Consider the following 15,294-nt stretch of genomic DNA (forward strand, 5'->3'; position numbering starts at 1 on the left):
GCCCGCGGCATGGCGCTGCTCGGCAAATACACGCTGATCGGCGAGGGCGTGCGCGGCTCGCTCGCCAAGCAGCTGATTTCGAAGTTCGATCTGTCGAAAGACCGCGACGTCCAGAAGTTCGGCATCGGCCTGAAAGAGCTCTGGCAGGTTAAGCCCGAGAACCACCGTCCGGGCCTGGTGCAGCACTCGTTCGGCTGGCCGCTCGGCATGAAGACCGGTGGTGGTTCGTTCCTGTACCATCTGGAAGACAACCTCGTCGCGGTCGGCTTCGTCGTGCACCTCAACTACAAGAACCCATACCTCTTCCCTTTCGAGGAGTTCCAGCGGTTCAAGACCCATCCGGCCATCCGCGGCACCTTTGAAGGCGGCAAGCGGCTGTCCTATGGTGCTCGCGCCATCACCGAGGGCGGCTACCAGTCGGTACCGAAGCTGTCGTTCCCCGGTGGCGCGCTGATCGGCTGTTCGGCCGGCCTCGTGAACGTGCCGCGCATCAAGGGCAGCCACAATGCGGTGCTGTCTGGCATGCTGGCGGCTGACAAACTGGCAGAAGCGATCGCGTCGGGCAGGGCCAATGACGAGCCGGTCGAGATCGAGAACGAATGGCGCCAGACCGACATCGGCAAGGACCTGAAGCGGGTCAGGAACGTCAAGCCGCTGTGGTCGAAGTTTGGCACGGCGATCGGCGTGGCACTCGGCGGTCTCGACATGTGGACCAACCAGTTGTTCGGTCTGTCGCTGTTCGGCACGCTGAAGCACGGCAAGAGCGATGCGCAGAGCCTCGAGCCGGCAGCAAAGCACACGAAGATCGATTACCCGAAACCCGATGGCGTGTTGACCTTCGATCGTCTGTCCTCGGTGTTCCTGTCGAACACCAACCACGAGGAGGATCAGCCGGTGCATCTGCAGGTCAAGGACATGAGCCTGCAGAAGCGCTCCGAGCACGACATCTATGCCGGCCCGTCGACGCGCTACTGTCCGGCTGGCGTCTACGAGTGGGTGGAGAAGAACGGCAAGCCGGTCGTCGTCATCAACGCGCAGAACTGCGTGCACTGCAAGACCTGCGACATCAAGGACCCGAACCAGAACATCAACTGGGTGCCGCCGCAGGGCGGCGAAGGCCCGGTCTATCCGAACATGTGAATCCGTGCTGAAATCCTTCAATCGAGCCGCCGACTGTGTGCCTTTGGCAAATCGCGTGGTTGCAGTTTGCGGAGCAGTCTCGTAGCACTCAACTGTGAGATTTCGAGCAAGGAAAGCCATGAGCAAACAGTATAAGGTTTCAGAGTTGTCTGCTGCGACCGGTGTGCCGCCGGCGACGCTTCGGCTTTGGGAGCAACATGGGCTCATCGTTCCAACACGGACGGCCAGTGGCTACCGGATGTACTCCGAGGATGACTTCGCCCGCGTACATCAGATCGTTCGCTTGAGATCCGTCCAAGGCCTGAATCTTGCAGCGATCAAATCTTCACTGGACGGAACGGATCTGGTCTCCCAGGAAACAGGAAGCGAAAACCTTCCGCCTCCGAGGCTCGGGTATGAGATCCGGCGGCTGCGTCGCGAAAAGGGTCTGACGATAACGGCGCTTGCGAAGGTGTTGGCCGTGTCCTCGTCGGTGATAAGCACACTTGAGCGCACGTCTCGAGGCGCCAGTGTCCCGCTGTTGCGCGCTATAGCCGAAACATTGGGCGTTACCGTGACGCAGCTCACTGCCAGCCCAGAGGAAACACCGAAAGCCGTCATAAGGAGCGGGGAGGGGCGACAGCTTCCTTCACTCGGCAAGGGCATTCAGATCAGAGAGTTAGCTTCTGGTCCGCGGATGATGGACTGTCAGGAGTGGACGCTTGAACCGGGTGCCGGAAGTGAGGGTTTCTACCGGCATGAAGGCGAGGAGTTCATCCGGGTGTTAGAGGGTAGCTTTGAGATCGAAGTGGATGGGCTAGGTCTCGCTACCTTGAACCCAGGCGATGCCATGTATTTCGAAAGTCACCGCGCGCACTCCTGGCGCTCTGTTGGCTCGAAGGCTTGTAAACTGATCTGGGTGAACACCCCCCCGACTTTCTAAAGCGATTGCCGGCGATGAACCTTCGTCCCTTGCCGGAAGGTGGGCCGAGAGATTTTTATAAACTCGGCATGATTTCTGTAGAGTTTCAGCCCTGATATGATATGAATCCTTTTCAGACGGACCGATCCCGAATGCGGGCGAGCCGGCGAGATTAAGATCTGCCATCAATGCCTCTGATCGCCGGATAGAACCATGTCCGCCAGCAGGAGCTACGAGGGCAGGGCAGGCTCCAAATCTAAAGGACACAGGAATGGATATTCCATCACAGGCCGATGTCGTCATCATCGGCGGCGGTATCGCGGGCTGCTCGATTGCCTATCATCTGACGAAGCTCGGCATCAAGGACGTTGTTCTTTGTGAGCGTCGACAGCTCACGAGTGGAACGACTTGGCACGCCGCCGGTCTTGTGACGCAGCTCCGTGCAACGCAGCGTATGACGGAACTTGCGCAATATACCGGAGAGCTCTTTGGGCGGCTCGAGGAAGAGACTGGGCAGGCGACCGGTTTCAAGCAGAACGGTTCTTTGCGCCTTGCGAAGACGCAGGCTCGCTATGAGGAATTGGCACGTGGTGCGTCGATGGGGAGAAATTTCGGCCTGCCCGTCGAGGCCATGACCGTTGATCAGATCAAGGAGCGTTGGTCTCCGATCAGCACTGAAGGGCTCGTGGGTGGTTTCTGGTTCCCCAATGACGGCCAGGTTAATCCTGCCGACGTGACGATGGCCTACGTAAAGGGAGCTCGCCAGGGCGGCGCCAAGATCCTCGAGAATATTAAGGTTACACAAATCCTCACCGAGAGCGGCAAGGCTGTCGGCGCAATGACCGAGCAGGGGCGGATTTCTGCCAAGAAAGTGGTCATCGCAGGTGGGATGTGGTCCCGTGACCTCGCAGCTCAAATCGGCGTGACCATTCCCTTGCATGCCGCAGAACACTTCTATGTGGTGACCGAGGCTATCCCAGAGCTGCCGCGCAATCTTCCGGTTATGTTCACAGCCGATGAGTGGGCTTATTACAAGGAAGATGCCGGCAAGCTGCTAATTGGCTTCTTTGAACCCGGAGCGAAACCGTGGGGTCAGAACGGCATATCCGAGAGCTTTTGCTTCGATACGATCCCCGAGGACTTGGAGCACATCAGTCCATACCTTGAGATGGCCATGGAGCGCGTTCCTGTCCTGCAGGAGACTGGCATCCAGCTCTTCTTCAACGGTCCCGAAAGTTTCACTCCGGACAATCGCTACCATCTTGGTGAGACATCGGAAATCGACGGCCTTTTCGCCGCGACCGGCTTCAATTCCATCGGGATCCTTTCATCAGGTGGTGTCGGGAAGGCAATGGCATCATGGATCGCTGAAGGTCGTCCGCCGGTCGAACTGCTGGATGTCGACGTTCGCCGAACGCAATCGTTTCAGCGAAACAAGAAGTATCTTGCCGACCGCTCCGTCGAGACCATCGGCACGCTGTTCGACATGCATTGGCCGGGGAAGCAATTCGAAACCGCGCGAGGCGTTCGCCGCTCGCCGTTCCACGACCGCCTGTTGGCATCAGGTGCGTTCATGACCGAACTCGCAGGATGGGAGCGCCCTGGCTTCTATGGCACAGAGGACGAGCTTGCCAACATCGAATATTCGTATTCAAAGCCGAGCTGGTTCGACAATGTCGCGGCTGAGTGCGCCAACACAGCCGAGAATGTCTCACTCTTCGACCATAGCTGCTTTGTCAAATATATAGTCGAAGGCCCTGACGCTTTAAAGTCCCTGAACTGGATCAGCGCGGCTGAATGTGATGTGCCGATTGGGAAGGTTGTTTACACTCAGTGGCTGAATGAGAACGGCGGTATCGAGGCCGACGTAACGATCACCCGACTGGCGGAACAGTCCTATCTGGTCGTCACGGTGGCTGTTTCTCAGCGACGCGATATTGCTTGGTTCAAGCGACGCGTGCCTGTAGGCGCCCAAGTATACATTACAGACGTTACCTCGGGGCTTGCGATGCTCGCGCTGTGGGGACCGAAGTCCCGCGACCTGCTCGCGAGTGTCTCCTCCGATGATTTCTCGAACGAGTTCTTCCCGTTTGGCACGAGCCGCGAGGTCGATCTTGGCTACGCGCGCGTCCGTGCCAGCCGGTTGACGTTCGTCGGCGAATTGGGCTTCGAACTCTACATCCCGAGCGAAATGGCGGCACATGTCTATGATGTTCTGATGGAAGCCGGACAAGATTTTGGGCTTAAGAACGCTGGGTTCTTCGCACTCAATTCGATGCGAATGGAGAAAGGGTATCGCCATTGGGGCCACGATATCGGTGAGGAGGATACGCCGTTCCAGGGGGGCGTTGCTTTCACCGTTGCGCTGGATAAGCCAGGCGGGTTTATCGGCCGAGACGTTTTGGTACGCCAGAAGGCCGAGGGCACTTTGAAAAGGCGGCTTGTGCAGGTGAAAGTCTCTAATGAGACCGGGGGCACACACCCGATGTTGTTTCACTACGAGCCGCTTATTCGTGACGGCATCATTGTAGGGTCGATTATGTCGGGAGCGTACGGACACCGCGTCAAGGCTTCGCTTGGTCTTGGATATGTCTCGTCCAACGAGGGCGTGACCAAGGAATGGCTGGCAAGTGGCAAATGGGAGGTGGAGGTCGCGATGAAACGCTACCCAATCGAGGTCCAACTCGGCGCTTGGTACGATTCACGCAGCGAGAAGGTGAAAAGCTAGTAGACGGTTGTGGCTGGAACTTACATGTTCCAGCCACACCTATTGACCACGACCTGAACGGACACCTCGATGACGAAGGTTTTAGTTCTGGGAGCCACCGGTCAAACCGGTCGTAAAGTTACGGAATGTCTCCAAGCAAGGTCGGCAGTAGACGTAATCGGCGCGTCTAGGCGACCCCATGGTTCCGGCGGACGGGCGTTCGATTGGAATGTTCCTGAAACCTGGAAAGCAGTTCTTGCGAACGTTGTCTGCGTCTACCTTGTCAAACCGAACGCCTATGGTGCTGTGGACGTTGAAGCCACGGTGGCAAGCTTTCTGGACGACGCAAAATCGGTCCGGCGCATCGTGCTTTTGTCAGGCATCGCGGCTGAAACTCGGAATGAAAATCTCGACGAACGGCGCGTCGAGCGGCTGATCGAAACCTCGAGATTCGAGTGGACGATTTTGCGCCCCATTGGTTTATACAGAACTTCTCCGCCCCCGAGTACTTCCTTCCGAAGTTACGCGACGAGGGCGAGGTTGGGGTGCCTACTAAGGGTTGGCCAACTGCGTTTGTCGATACCCGCGACATAGCAGACACGGCGGCGACGGTCCCTAGAGGCAGGGCATACCGGCAGATCCTACACTCTACCGGTCCAATCGCCCACACATGGCACGAGGCGATACAAGCGATCGTGAAGGCGGCGGGTCATGAAATGTGGTACGTTGACGTCGATATCGAGGAGCATCTGTCCGGCCCCGCCTATTCAGGTTTGCCGAACCAGGCCATGGAGCATCACCGTGCTGTGCATGAGTTCATGTGCAGCAAGAATTCCTCGGATATATCTGGTGCGATTGAAACTATTCTAAGCCCGCCCTCTCGTGCGCTACACCAATATAACCGCGAAAGCGTCCATCTGCGGCGACGTGAAACAACCCGATCCAAATTCCCAATGCGACCATCAGACCGTTGAGGTTGATGGTCGCATTGGGATGCATTTCAATTCAAAGAGCAGAGCCGCCGTTCACGCCCAGTACCTGGCCTGTCACGTAGCTAGCGTCGTCGGAGAGAAGGAAAACAATCGCCGAGGCGATTTCCGCCGGACTGGCCTCGCGCCGCAGGGGGATGCTCTCAAGCCATCCTTGGCGGATTTGCTCCGGAACAGCTTCAACCATCGGGGTTGTAGTTGTTCCCGGAGCGACAGCATTTACCCGAATACCGTTACGTGCTTGCTCGATTGCAACGGTCCGCGTCAGGCCGACCAGACCCGACTTCGCCGACGAATAGTTCGACTGGCCAAACGCGCCCCACCGAGCTTCGGACGACAGGTTTACAATCGAGCCACCGCGACCAACCATCAAGGGCACGATGGCCTGGCACCCGAGCCACGCCCCTTTCAGGTTGACGTTCAGGACCACATCCCAATCGTCCTCGCCCATCTTTAGCAAGGACTTGTCACGTGTCAGGCCGGCGTTGTTCACAAGGCCGTCTGCTCCGTCAAAGGTTTCCTTGATCTTGATCGCGGCTTGGGCCCAGCTTTCGCGATCCGAAACATCGAGCGAGACGGCCAACGCACGGGCGCCGGATGCGTCGATTTCCCTGGTCGTCGCTGCTGCGCCATCAAGGTTACGGTCCGCAATCACCAAGATCGCACCTTCCTCGGCCAGGCGGATAGCGGTCGCTTTACCGATCCCTTGCGCGCCGCCCGTTACGACCACGACTTTGTCCTTTAAGCCACGCATCAGCCTCCACCTCCGATAAGATATCTGTTGTATCCGTCCTGCACGATCTCGCCCCGTTGGTTGCGGATCGCGACCTCCACTTCGACCACACCGCGCGACGGGTCCTTCGAGCTTGGGCGTTTCGATTTCACGACGTAACGCTGGCAAATCCGGTCGCCCGGTAGCACCGGAAGAAGCATCCGCCGTTGTGTTTCCAGGAAGCCGAGAATTTTCCACGCCGAAAGCTCTGTGCAGTTCAGGCCCTCGCCGATCGAATGAACGAGTAGTCCGTGCGCGATGCGGGAAGGGTATTTGGTATTTTCGCGAACCCATTCTTCATCCATGTGGAGCGGGTTGAAGTCCCCGCTCAAGCCGGCGAAATTCACGATGTCAGCTTCCGTTATGGTCCGGCCGGCGGACTCGTATTCCGCGCCTTCTTGGATGTCGTTGAACACGGTTTCCATTCGTCAGCCCTCCACGAAGCAGGGCATTTTTACGCCGGGATGAATTTCACGGAACACGACCTTGAGGGCCATATCGCACTGGATTCTTTCGATCGGTGTATCGACGACCCAGCTTGTGATACGGGCACCCTCTTCCAGATCGACAATCGCGATAACGAACGGCGTTATCGCCGCAAATTCCTTGTGGATTGATCGCTCGACGACGGTGAAGGAATAGAGAGTGCCGCGGCCCGTGGCTTCGGCCCACTCCGGCTCTCGCTCTGGAAAGCCCGCCACGCGGGCGCGAGGGTACATCTGTGCCGCGCCGGTAAGCGGATCCCTTTGAATGAGCAGGACATCCCTGCTAGCCGCCTCGAACCAATGCTTTGAGAGAGCATTGTGGACAGGATGGACAGAGGTCATTTCAATCATTGTTTGCCTCCAAGAATGAGAGTGGCCGTGGCTGAAAGCCAGCCGCCGGTACCGTTGATGAGGCACAGATCTGGGGAAGCAAGTTGAAGGCCGGGGCTTTCGCCTCGGAGCTGGCGTACTGCCTCGATTGTCGCAAACATGCCGCGTCTTCCCGCGTGGTTCGATGAAAGGCCCCCACCATCCGTATTGATTGGGAGCCGTCCGCCAGGCGCGATCCCACCTTCGGAGATAAAGTCGCCCACTTCACCCTTGGGAACAAAGCCGAGGGCCTCGAGCGTGAGAGCGACCGTGATCGTGAAAGAATCGTAGATCTGCGCAACATGGATTTCTTCGGGTGTTAATCCAGCGGTCTGGAACGCCCGCCGGCCCGAATGTTCAGCGACAGTGGTGGTCATGTCGCACATCTGGTTCATCTGGCCGTGGCTGATCGCTTCTCCGAAGCCCAACACAGAAGGCCCGCCTCGGCGCGTGTCGCGTGCACGGTCCTTAGACGTGACGACGATTGCACCGCCCGAGTCGCTGACGACGCAACAATCGAGTTTGTGAAGCGGCGACGAGATCATCGGAGAGGAGAGGACGTCATCGATCGTGATAAGATCGCGGTACATCGCCTCCGGATTCAAATGTGCGTACCGGCGCGCTTGAACGGCGATTTCGGCGAGGTGTTCCGACTTGAGTCCGTACTGGTGCATGTATCGCGTCGCGGCCAACGCATAAGCGGAAATTGTCGAAACTCCGTACGGTACCTCGAACTCGCCCGGTCCGGTCTGCCCGGTATTGAAGTCGCTTGCGCTCAGAGGCCATGAGCGGCCGGATGAGGCGTATGAAACGACGACTGTGTTGCAGAGACCGGCCTTGATCGCCGCGACGGCGTTGCCGACATGGCTCAGAGCTGCGGCTCCTCCGATATCGGTGCTGCACACCCAAGAGGGGTTGATACCCACGTATTCGGCGATCTCGACGGCATTCAGCTGCCAGCCCGCTTCGGAGGGAAACGAGGCTGCCGTAGCGAAACCGTCGACGTCAGCAATCGTCAGACCGGCATCGGCAAGCGCCCCGGCGATCACCTCAGAGTGGATTTGGTAGGGATGGACGCCAGGCGCCTTTCGACGCGGGGACTCAAAGGCTCCCACGATTGACGCGGAGCCGCTTGGAAAACGTTCGGTTGCCATGAGCTAGGATCTCACTTTTGTAGCACTTCGACTTGTAGTGAAAGATTTTGCGGCGACGATGATTGTGCCGATCAAGACCGGTGCGATGATGATTGTCGCGACAGCTGAGACCGCCGGAGTGATGCCGCTTCGAAGGAAGGAATAGATCGTGACTGGCAGTGTTTTATCGAGTTCCGTCTGGAACATCGCCAGCACAGCCTCGTCCCAAGACGTCACGAAGGAGATGAGGAACGCGCCAACGAGCACCGGCATGGCGAGCGGCACGACCATATCCCAGAAGGCCCTGGTACTGCTCGCACCCATCGACCAGGCCGCTTGCTCGATCGAGATATCGACGGCAGCAAGTGCATTGGCCAGCACGAGGAACACAAGTGGCAAGCAAAGTACGGCATGAGCGACGACTAGTCCGAAGTCGCTGCCCAGCATGCCCAGCCGACCTTGGACGTCATAGATTCCGATACCGAGTAAAATGACCGGAACGATCAGAGGCATAATGGCGGCCATCTGAATGGCTGACTTGAGCGCCGCAGACTTTGAACGCGTCCCGACCCTGGCGAGCGCGAGGCCGCAGAGGGAAGCGAAAACTGCCGTCATGACGCCAACCCTGATGCTCTTGAGGAACGCATCGATCCAGATCGATGACGTCAGAGCCTCGATGAACCACTTGGTACTGAAGCCAACCGGTGGGAATTGAATCTGCGTGGTCGGAGTGACCGACGTCGGGATGACGACAAGGAGCGGTAGGATCAGCAGAATGAGATCGAAGACGAGCACCACGACGCAAATACTGGTCACCGGAGTTGGTCGAAGGGGGGCGCGGGCTGAAGCGCCGCGCGAGCCTTGCTGGACCGGCGAGAGCATTCCCTTACCCCCTACCTTAAGTGCCACGGCATATCCAACGATCGAGACCGCCAGCAGGACGATGCCCATCGCCGCTGCCTTGCCCCACTGGTAGTTCTGGACCTGCTGCTGGATGAAGATCGGGATGGTCAGATTGTGCGGACCGCCGAGGATTGCCGGTGTCAGGAAGAAGCCAAGCCCCAGGACGAAGACCAGCACGCTTCCACCCAGCAGCGCCGGGCGGACCTGCGGGAAATAGATGTCGAGGAAGACACGACTTTCAGATGCGCCCATTGTTCGAGCGGCGGTGAGAAGCGAGGTATCGATCGACATCATCGCCGAAACGAGGATGAGAATTAGATATGGCAGCAGGTAGGCGACCATGCCGACGATCGTCGCGAACGTGTTGTACAGCAGGGGAAACGGGCCAAGCCCGAGCGCTCCAGCAGCGGAATTGATGATGCCTTGCGTACCGAGGATGGTGGTGAAGGCAAATAATCTCACGATGATCGATACCCAGAACGGCATAAGCACGAGGACCATCATCAGCGATGACAAACGCCGGGAGAGGCGCGAAATCACGTATGCGGCCGGAAATGCCAAAAGCACCGTTGCGATCATCGACACGAATGCGAGCATCACGCTGTGCAGCGCTACCTGACGCAACAAATCGTCCTGGACGATCGCTGCGTAGTGGCCAAAGTAAAGCGGCTCCGAAAAGCTCGATCGGCCCTTTTCGTTCAGGCTGCGCATGATGATCGTCAAGAGCGGCCAGCCCAACGATAAGGAGAGGACGAAGATTGCTGGCAGTAGCAAGGCGAACTTCGTTGCGGCGACGCCGACATGACGTCTTTGCCCGGCAAGGGAGGTAACTGAAACGTACCTCATCCACTTCGACCTTCCTGCGGCATGCGATATGCGAGCCTGAGGAGTCGCGCGAGATATTTGCGCGTGTCTCGGGGATCGATCATTTCTTCCGCGCCGAAGTTTTCGACAGCCTTCCAGATCGATGTCTGTTCTTCGAACCGTTTCGTCAGCTGCGCCTTTAAAGCCGCTCGTTCCTCAGGCGGTGCAGCTTCCAGTTCTGCTCGGAACGCCGCTTCGACGCCGCCTTCTATCGGCATGTCGCCCCAAGCCGCGCTTGGCCACACGAGCCGCAAGCTCAAAGGATTGCGGCTTCCTGTCGCCACGCCGCCGAGGCCAAAGGACCGACGGACCTGTACCGTTATCACGGGCACCTTCGCTTGCTGGATTGCCCGAAGCGCCATTGCGCCAAACGTCAGGACACCTGCTTCCTCCGCCTTCGGCCCTACGAGGAAGCCCGGAACATCGACGAGATATGCGATCGGAATATGAAATCGGTCACAGAGCTCGACGAACTTGGCCTGCTTCAGAGAAGACTGCACATCCAGAGATCCGGCGACGAACCGCGCGTCCGAAGCCAGGATCCCAATCGTGTGACCTTCGATCCGGGCCAGGCCAGTGCGAAGCGAACGACCGTAGTCCGGCGCGATTTCGAAGAACGTGTCCTGGTCTGCGATGCACCGTATCAGCTTGTGAACGTCGTAGGCGCGTCTCAAACTCGGAGACACGATCGAAAAGAGCTCGTTCTGATCATTTTCGGCCCAAGTCTCAATGACTGCCGGCCGGCGGCTGACATTGTCTGGCAGGTATGAGAGGACCTGACGGACTTGAGCAAGCGCCACATCCTCGTTTTCGGCAGCGTTGTCAATCAGACCAGATGAACGGGTATGGATCGCGACGCCACCAAGGGCGAACTTGTCGATCTCCAAACCAAGGGCCTGCTTAACCACGGGAGGGCCTCCGGCGAATAGACACCCGTTGTCCGAGGTCATGACGGAGAAGTGCGATATGTGCGCTCGGGCCGCAGAGCTGCCGGCGGTAGGGCCTAGCACGGCAGCCAGAACGGGGACTTGTTGCAGCAACTCGAACATAGGATAGGTGGGGTTGGCGGACTGCAGTTCCGGATAGCCGATCTGATCCTGCAGAAGGATGGAGCCACCGACCCCGTTGATCAGCATGACGAACGGGATTTTGTAACCGATCGCAAATTCTTCGATGAACCCGCCCCAACCGCCCTTGTAGCGCACAAGGTGCACGCCCGCGCCGCCGCCTTCAACACTGAAATCTTCCGCGCCGATTGCCACCGGGCGACCGTCGATTTCGCAGAGGCCGCAAACGAACGTAGGTGCGAGGAGAGAGCCATCCTCGGTAGGTGTGGTCACGAAAGTCCCGATCTCGAGAAAGCTGTCGGGATCCGCGATTTTGGCAATCCGTTCGCGTGCCGTGGAGCGACCGTAGCGATGCTCGCGTGCAATCCGGTCTGGTCCGCTCGATGCGAGCGCGATTTCGCGACGACGATCCAGTTCTTCCAGCAAAGCCTGCCATTCAGGACTAATGTTCTGGGTCATCCCATTCCTCCTCAGATTGCTAGGATCTTGGCGCAGATGCTCGCCAGTTCCTTCTTGTCGACCTTTGTTGCATTTCGGATAGGGAAGCTGTCGACGAAGACGATGTGTCGCGGCTTCTTGTAGGATGCGAGCTTCGTAAGAAGAAACGCCATGATCTCTTCCTTGGAGATGGTCCCTTCCTTCCGTGGCACGATCGCGGCGCAAACCACCTCTGTGAACTCCTCGTCGGGAAGGCCGACCACAGCGACGTCGATGACCGCGGGATGCTGGCGTATGACGTTCTCGATCTCCGCAGGGTAGATGTTCTGTCCCTTCGAAATAATGAGGTCCTTGCTACGTCCGACGATGCGGATCCAGCCCTCGTCGTCGATGGTCGCGAGGTCGCCGATCCTGAGCCAGCCGTCACGCACCGTTTCCGCATCGAGCTGAGGAGCGTTCCAATAGTTGTTCATGACCGCCGGTCCAGCTGTCCACACGTCCCCTACGCCTCCGGGAGGAACCAAGTTTCCGTCGGCGTCGAGGAGCCGGATTGACTGGCCGGGAACGCACCGACCGACCGATCCAGGGTGAAGATCGATATCGTCGCCATCAATTAGCGTTGGGAGACCGCATTCCGTGGAGCCGTAGGCGATCGCCAGATGGATGTGGGGCCAGCGTCGACGCGCTTCAGCGATGAGCGCGGGGGGGCAATTTTCACCACCCGTGTACCACCATTTCATGGACTGGAGGGGCAAGGGCTCGCGATCGTCTGCTTCGATCATATTGCGGAACATGGACGGGAAGATAAGGGCGTGCGACACGTTCCACTTCTGGATAAACTCGCCTAGTCGCTCCGCGCTCCATCCGCGGCTCGGCATTATGGCGACGGTTCCGCCGACGAGGAACGTCGGGATGGAGCTCTCATTCAACGCAGCCGTGTTGTACATCGGCGCATTGAGAAGCATGACCGTCTCTTGGTTCATCTGCTTGAAGATGCTGGCCTGCTGCATGGCACACCATATGACTGCGAGCGAACGCATCACGACGCCCTTCGGCTTTCCCGTCGTCCCAGAGGTGTACAAGATCATTTGTACGTCATGTGGGATCGCAGAGGCCAGGGACGGACAAGCATCGGCGAAGGCCTCATACGCAGATCCGCCTGCATTGGCCTCAAGCACGACTAGTTTTGGGCCGTTTGCTATAGCCCTCGACGCGTCCTCGGCTACGGGCGAGGTCTCAGTTTCCACGAAGAAGAGCTTAGCGCCGCTGTCATCGAGAATTGAGGCCACTTCGCTGGCGGTTAGCCGGAAACTCACGGGTACGAACACAAGACCGGCGAAAGCGCAGGCGAAATAGAGCTCGAAGATTTCGCCCCGGTTATAGAGCATCGAGGCAACGCGGTCGCCAGTCTGAAGCCCAGCCGCTCGAAACGCGCCGGCCAGCTTCAGCGCTCTGGACCGTAATTGCCCGTAGGTAAGCGCACCGTGCTCCCAGACGAGAGCGAGCTTTTCCGGCTGGTGCAAAACCTGAGGACCCGTATCGCCGAGAATAGAAGATACTGTCCACCCGAGGGTAGAGGAAATAACATTCGACATGTGCGTTCCCGTTTATGTGTACTGTTGCCCGCTATGCGGAGGCATACCGGGTAGGCGGCGCTGGCTCGCCTTTGTCACTCGACGACACTTCGGTTCCCAGTCGACGTATCCAGTATCTGATAGGCGACTGTTCCCGAAGTTGACTCATCACCCGCGGATCAAGAAGCGAGTGAATGCTCAACCCGTCCGCGAGACCGACAAGGTCGGCCGCCACTCTTTTCGGCTCCAGGTCCGGGGGCAGATCACCGTGCGCTTGCGCCTGACGAATGGCCCGTGTCGCGGACTTTCTCCATCCCACGAGATAGCTCTCAAGCTCCTGCCTCAAATCAGCTTCAGTCATGCCTTCGGCATAGAAAAAGAAGAAGATTCGGCACAGCGCAAGCCGACGCTTGTCCAGGGGAATGCTGCCTTCGAGGATTTGCTCGAGGGCAGCGATGCCCTCCAGCGTATTTATAACGCGCGTATTATGTTCGCCAAGGATTTCGGCGGCTCGGCGCAATCCGCCAAGGAGAAGATCCTGACGATTTTTGAAGTAGTGGCCGATGACGCCGGTGGACCATCCCGAACGATCCGCAACCTCCCGGATGGTGGCCGCCGCTATGCCGGCCTCCGAGACGACATCCAATAGAACGTCGCAAATCTGCTTTCGTCGTTCGTTGTGATCCACCAGGCGAGGCATGTCATTCTTTCTTTAATTGAGGGCGACCCAACGATTGAAACGATCAACTACTTCCGTGATATTTTTCGCGTAGTAGTCGGCGTTTTCCTCGATCGCTTTCTTAGCATTATCGCCTGCTACGATCCACGGTCCAAGATCGTCACCGTACGCAGTGCTGTCGAGGCCGACAATATCCGTTGCATAAGTGATCTGCTTGACAAGCGCCTTCTGCCCTTCCTGGTCGGCGATGAAATGGGCAATCATCGCTTGGCCGGCGTCGGCATTCGGTGCGCCTTTAGGAATGGCATATACGGCCTGGGAGTAGAGCGAATTCTCCCATTTCGCGGCGAGCGGCGCGTTGTCGTTCTTCACTGCGCTGTAGACGCGGCCGCTCCAGGCGATGCCCATTGAGCACTCGCCGCTTGAAAGAAGGCGGATCGCGTCATCGCCGTTGGACCACCAGAGGATGTCAGACTTGATGGTGTCAAGCTTCGCGAAGGCCTTGTCTAAGTCCAGGGGGTAGAGATTGTCGCGCGTCGCGCCGTCGGCAAGAAGCGCGGCCTCCAGCACGCCGCCGAACTGGGGATACTTAAACAGGCAGCGCTTGCCGGGGAAACGTTTTACGTCAAAAAGATCGACGACGCTGGCCGGCGCGTTATCGGTCGCGAATTTGCTGGTGTTATACGTGAAGACGATGCCATAGCGCAAAACATCCACGCCATATTCGTCGTGCGCCGTAGGGCCGAGTTTGCTCAGATCGACGATGCTGGGATCGAGCTTCTGAACGTAGCCGGCGTCACGGGCCTTGATAAAGTCGCCCTTTGTCGGGAACTCGATCATGCTCCAAGGAATCGAGGCGCCGCTGTCCATCGCCGCGAAGTACTTAGTCATGTCGGAGTTGAAGTCGCCTTTGACTTCGACCCCGGTCTCGGCCGCGAAGTCCTTGATTACCGTTTCCTCACGGGCCCGCGTCGTGGCACCACCGGAGCCATCGTGCCAGACGAGCTCTCCCGATATTTTTGCTTTCACGTCGGCCGGCAGAATGTCGGCGGCGTACGAAGCCACCGACGACAGCGTGAGCGCTGCGCCTGCGACGATAAACGTGGCCTTGCTGGTCAATTTCCTCATTTGCATTCCCCTTCCTCTGGTTTGCCTTTGCTAAGACAAATGTAACAAAAAGAATCCGTAGCGCAAGCTGCAACAGGCTTTTTTTATCACAAGCGTCTTGATAAAAAATGAGGTAGCCCGCTATGATGGGCAAATAGCAGTCCGA

Annotated in this window: 13 protein-coding genes; 4 read left to right on the forward strand and 9 right to left on the reverse strand. The window is 58.1% G+C overall.

Translation table 11 applies throughout. From position 1 onward, the window contains the following. The 4 genes from ACTJKE_RS35030 to ACTJKE_RS35045 form a co-directional block, all read left to right on the forward strand. Positions 1-1,140 (forward strand): electron transfer flavoprotein-ubiquinone oxidoreductase (locus ACTJKE_RS35030; RefSeq protein WP_440692554.1); only part of this gene is annotated, 1,140 nt, incomplete at its 5' end. 118 nt (positions 1,141-1,258) lie between these two features. Further along, positions 1,259-2,062 (forward strand): MerR family transcriptional regulator, encoded by an 804-nt coding sequence (locus ACTJKE_RS35035; RefSeq protein ID WP_427143515.1) that lies wholly within the window; start codon positions 1,259-1,261, stop codon positions 2,060-2,062. A 250-nt stretch (positions 2,063-2,312) separates the two neighbouring features. Beyond that, positions 2,313-4,769: a GcvT family protein gene (locus ACTJKE_RS35040; protein WP_427143514.1), complete on the forward strand. Its 2,457-nt coding sequence runs from the start codon at positions 2,313-2,315 to the stop codon at positions 4,767-4,769. 69 nt (positions 4,770-4,838) lie between these two features. Further along, positions 4,839-5,342, forward strand: coding sequence for an SDR family oxidoreductase (locus tag ACTJKE_RS35045; RefSeq protein WP_427143513.1), 504 nt, complete (start codon positions 4,839-4,841; stop codon positions 5,340-5,342). A gap of 411 nt (positions 5,343-5,753) precedes the next feature. On the opposite strand, the gene ACTJKE_RS35050 is transcribed toward ACTJKE_RS35045, so the two are convergent. From ACTJKE_RS35050 to ACTJKE_RS35090, 9 genes are all read right to left on the reverse strand, one after another. Beyond that, positions 5,754-6,491: an SDR family oxidoreductase gene (locus ACTJKE_RS35050; protein WP_427143512.1), complete on the reverse strand. Its 738-nt coding sequence runs from the start codon at positions 6,489-6,491 to the stop codon at positions 5,754-5,756. Beyond that, positions 6,491-6,934: a MaoC family dehydratase gene (locus tag ACTJKE_RS35055; protein WP_427143511.1), complete on the reverse strand. Its 444-nt coding sequence runs from the start codon at positions 6,932-6,934 to the stop codon at positions 6,491-6,493. The genes ACTJKE_RS35050 and ACTJKE_RS35055 overlap by 1 nt, the downstream gene beginning before the upstream one ends. Positions 6,935-6,937: 3 nt before the next feature. Beyond that, on the reverse strand, positions 6,938-7,345 hold the full coding sequence (locus ACTJKE_RS35060; RefSeq protein ID WP_427143510.1) for a Zn-ribbon domain-containing OB-fold protein: 408 nt from the start codon (positions 7,343-7,345) through the stop codon (positions 6,938-6,940). Further along, the gene (locus tag ACTJKE_RS35065) at positions 7,342-8,517 is read right to left on the reverse strand and encodes a thiolase C-terminal domain-containing protein (RefSeq protein ID WP_427143509.1); all 1,176 of its coding nucleotides are present in this window, start codon (positions 8,515-8,517) and stop codon (positions 7,342-7,344) included. Before ACTJKE_RS35065 ends, ACTJKE_RS35060 begins: the two co-directional genes overlap by 4 nt. A 3-nt stretch (positions 8,518-8,520) precedes the next feature. Further along, positions 8,521-10,122 (reverse strand): ABC transporter permease, encoded by a 1,602-nt coding sequence (locus tag ACTJKE_RS35070; RefSeq protein ID WP_427143508.1) that lies wholly within the window; start codon positions 10,120-10,122, stop codon positions 8,521-8,523. A 119-nt stretch (positions 10,123-10,241) separates the two neighbouring features. After that, a complete protein-coding gene (locus tag ACTJKE_RS35075; RefSeq protein WP_427143507.1) occupies positions 10,242-11,789 on the reverse strand; it encodes an acyl-CoA carboxylase subunit beta in 1,548 nt (515 codons plus the stop codon). A gap of 11 nt (positions 11,790-11,800) precedes the next feature. Continuing rightward, positions 11,801-13,363 carry a class I adenylate-forming enzyme family protein gene (locus tag ACTJKE_RS35080; RefSeq protein WP_427143506.1) on the reverse strand — a complete coding sequence of 521 codons (1,563 nt, stop codon included), beginning with the start codon at positions 13,361-13,363 and terminating at the stop codon, positions 11,801-11,803. Between the two features lie 31 nt (positions 13,364-13,394). Further along, on the reverse strand, positions 13,395-14,042 hold the full coding sequence (locus tag ACTJKE_RS35085) for a TetR/AcrR family transcriptional regulator (RefSeq protein WP_427143505.1): 648 nt from the start codon (positions 14,040-14,042) through the stop codon (positions 13,395-13,397). Positions 14,043-14,054: 12 nt separating this feature from the next. Next, positions 14,055-15,149, reverse strand: coding sequence for an extracellular solute-binding protein (locus ACTJKE_RS35090; RefSeq protein ID WP_427143504.1), 1,095 nt, complete (start codon positions 15,147-15,149; stop codon positions 14,055-14,057). Between the last annotated feature and the right edge of the window lie 145 nt (positions 15,150-15,294).

The sequence above is a fragment of the Ensifer sp. 22521 genome (genome assembly GCF_052044795.1).
Classification (GTDB): domain Bacteria; phylum Pseudomonadota; class Alphaproteobacteria; order Rhizobiales; family Rhizobiaceae; genus Ensifer.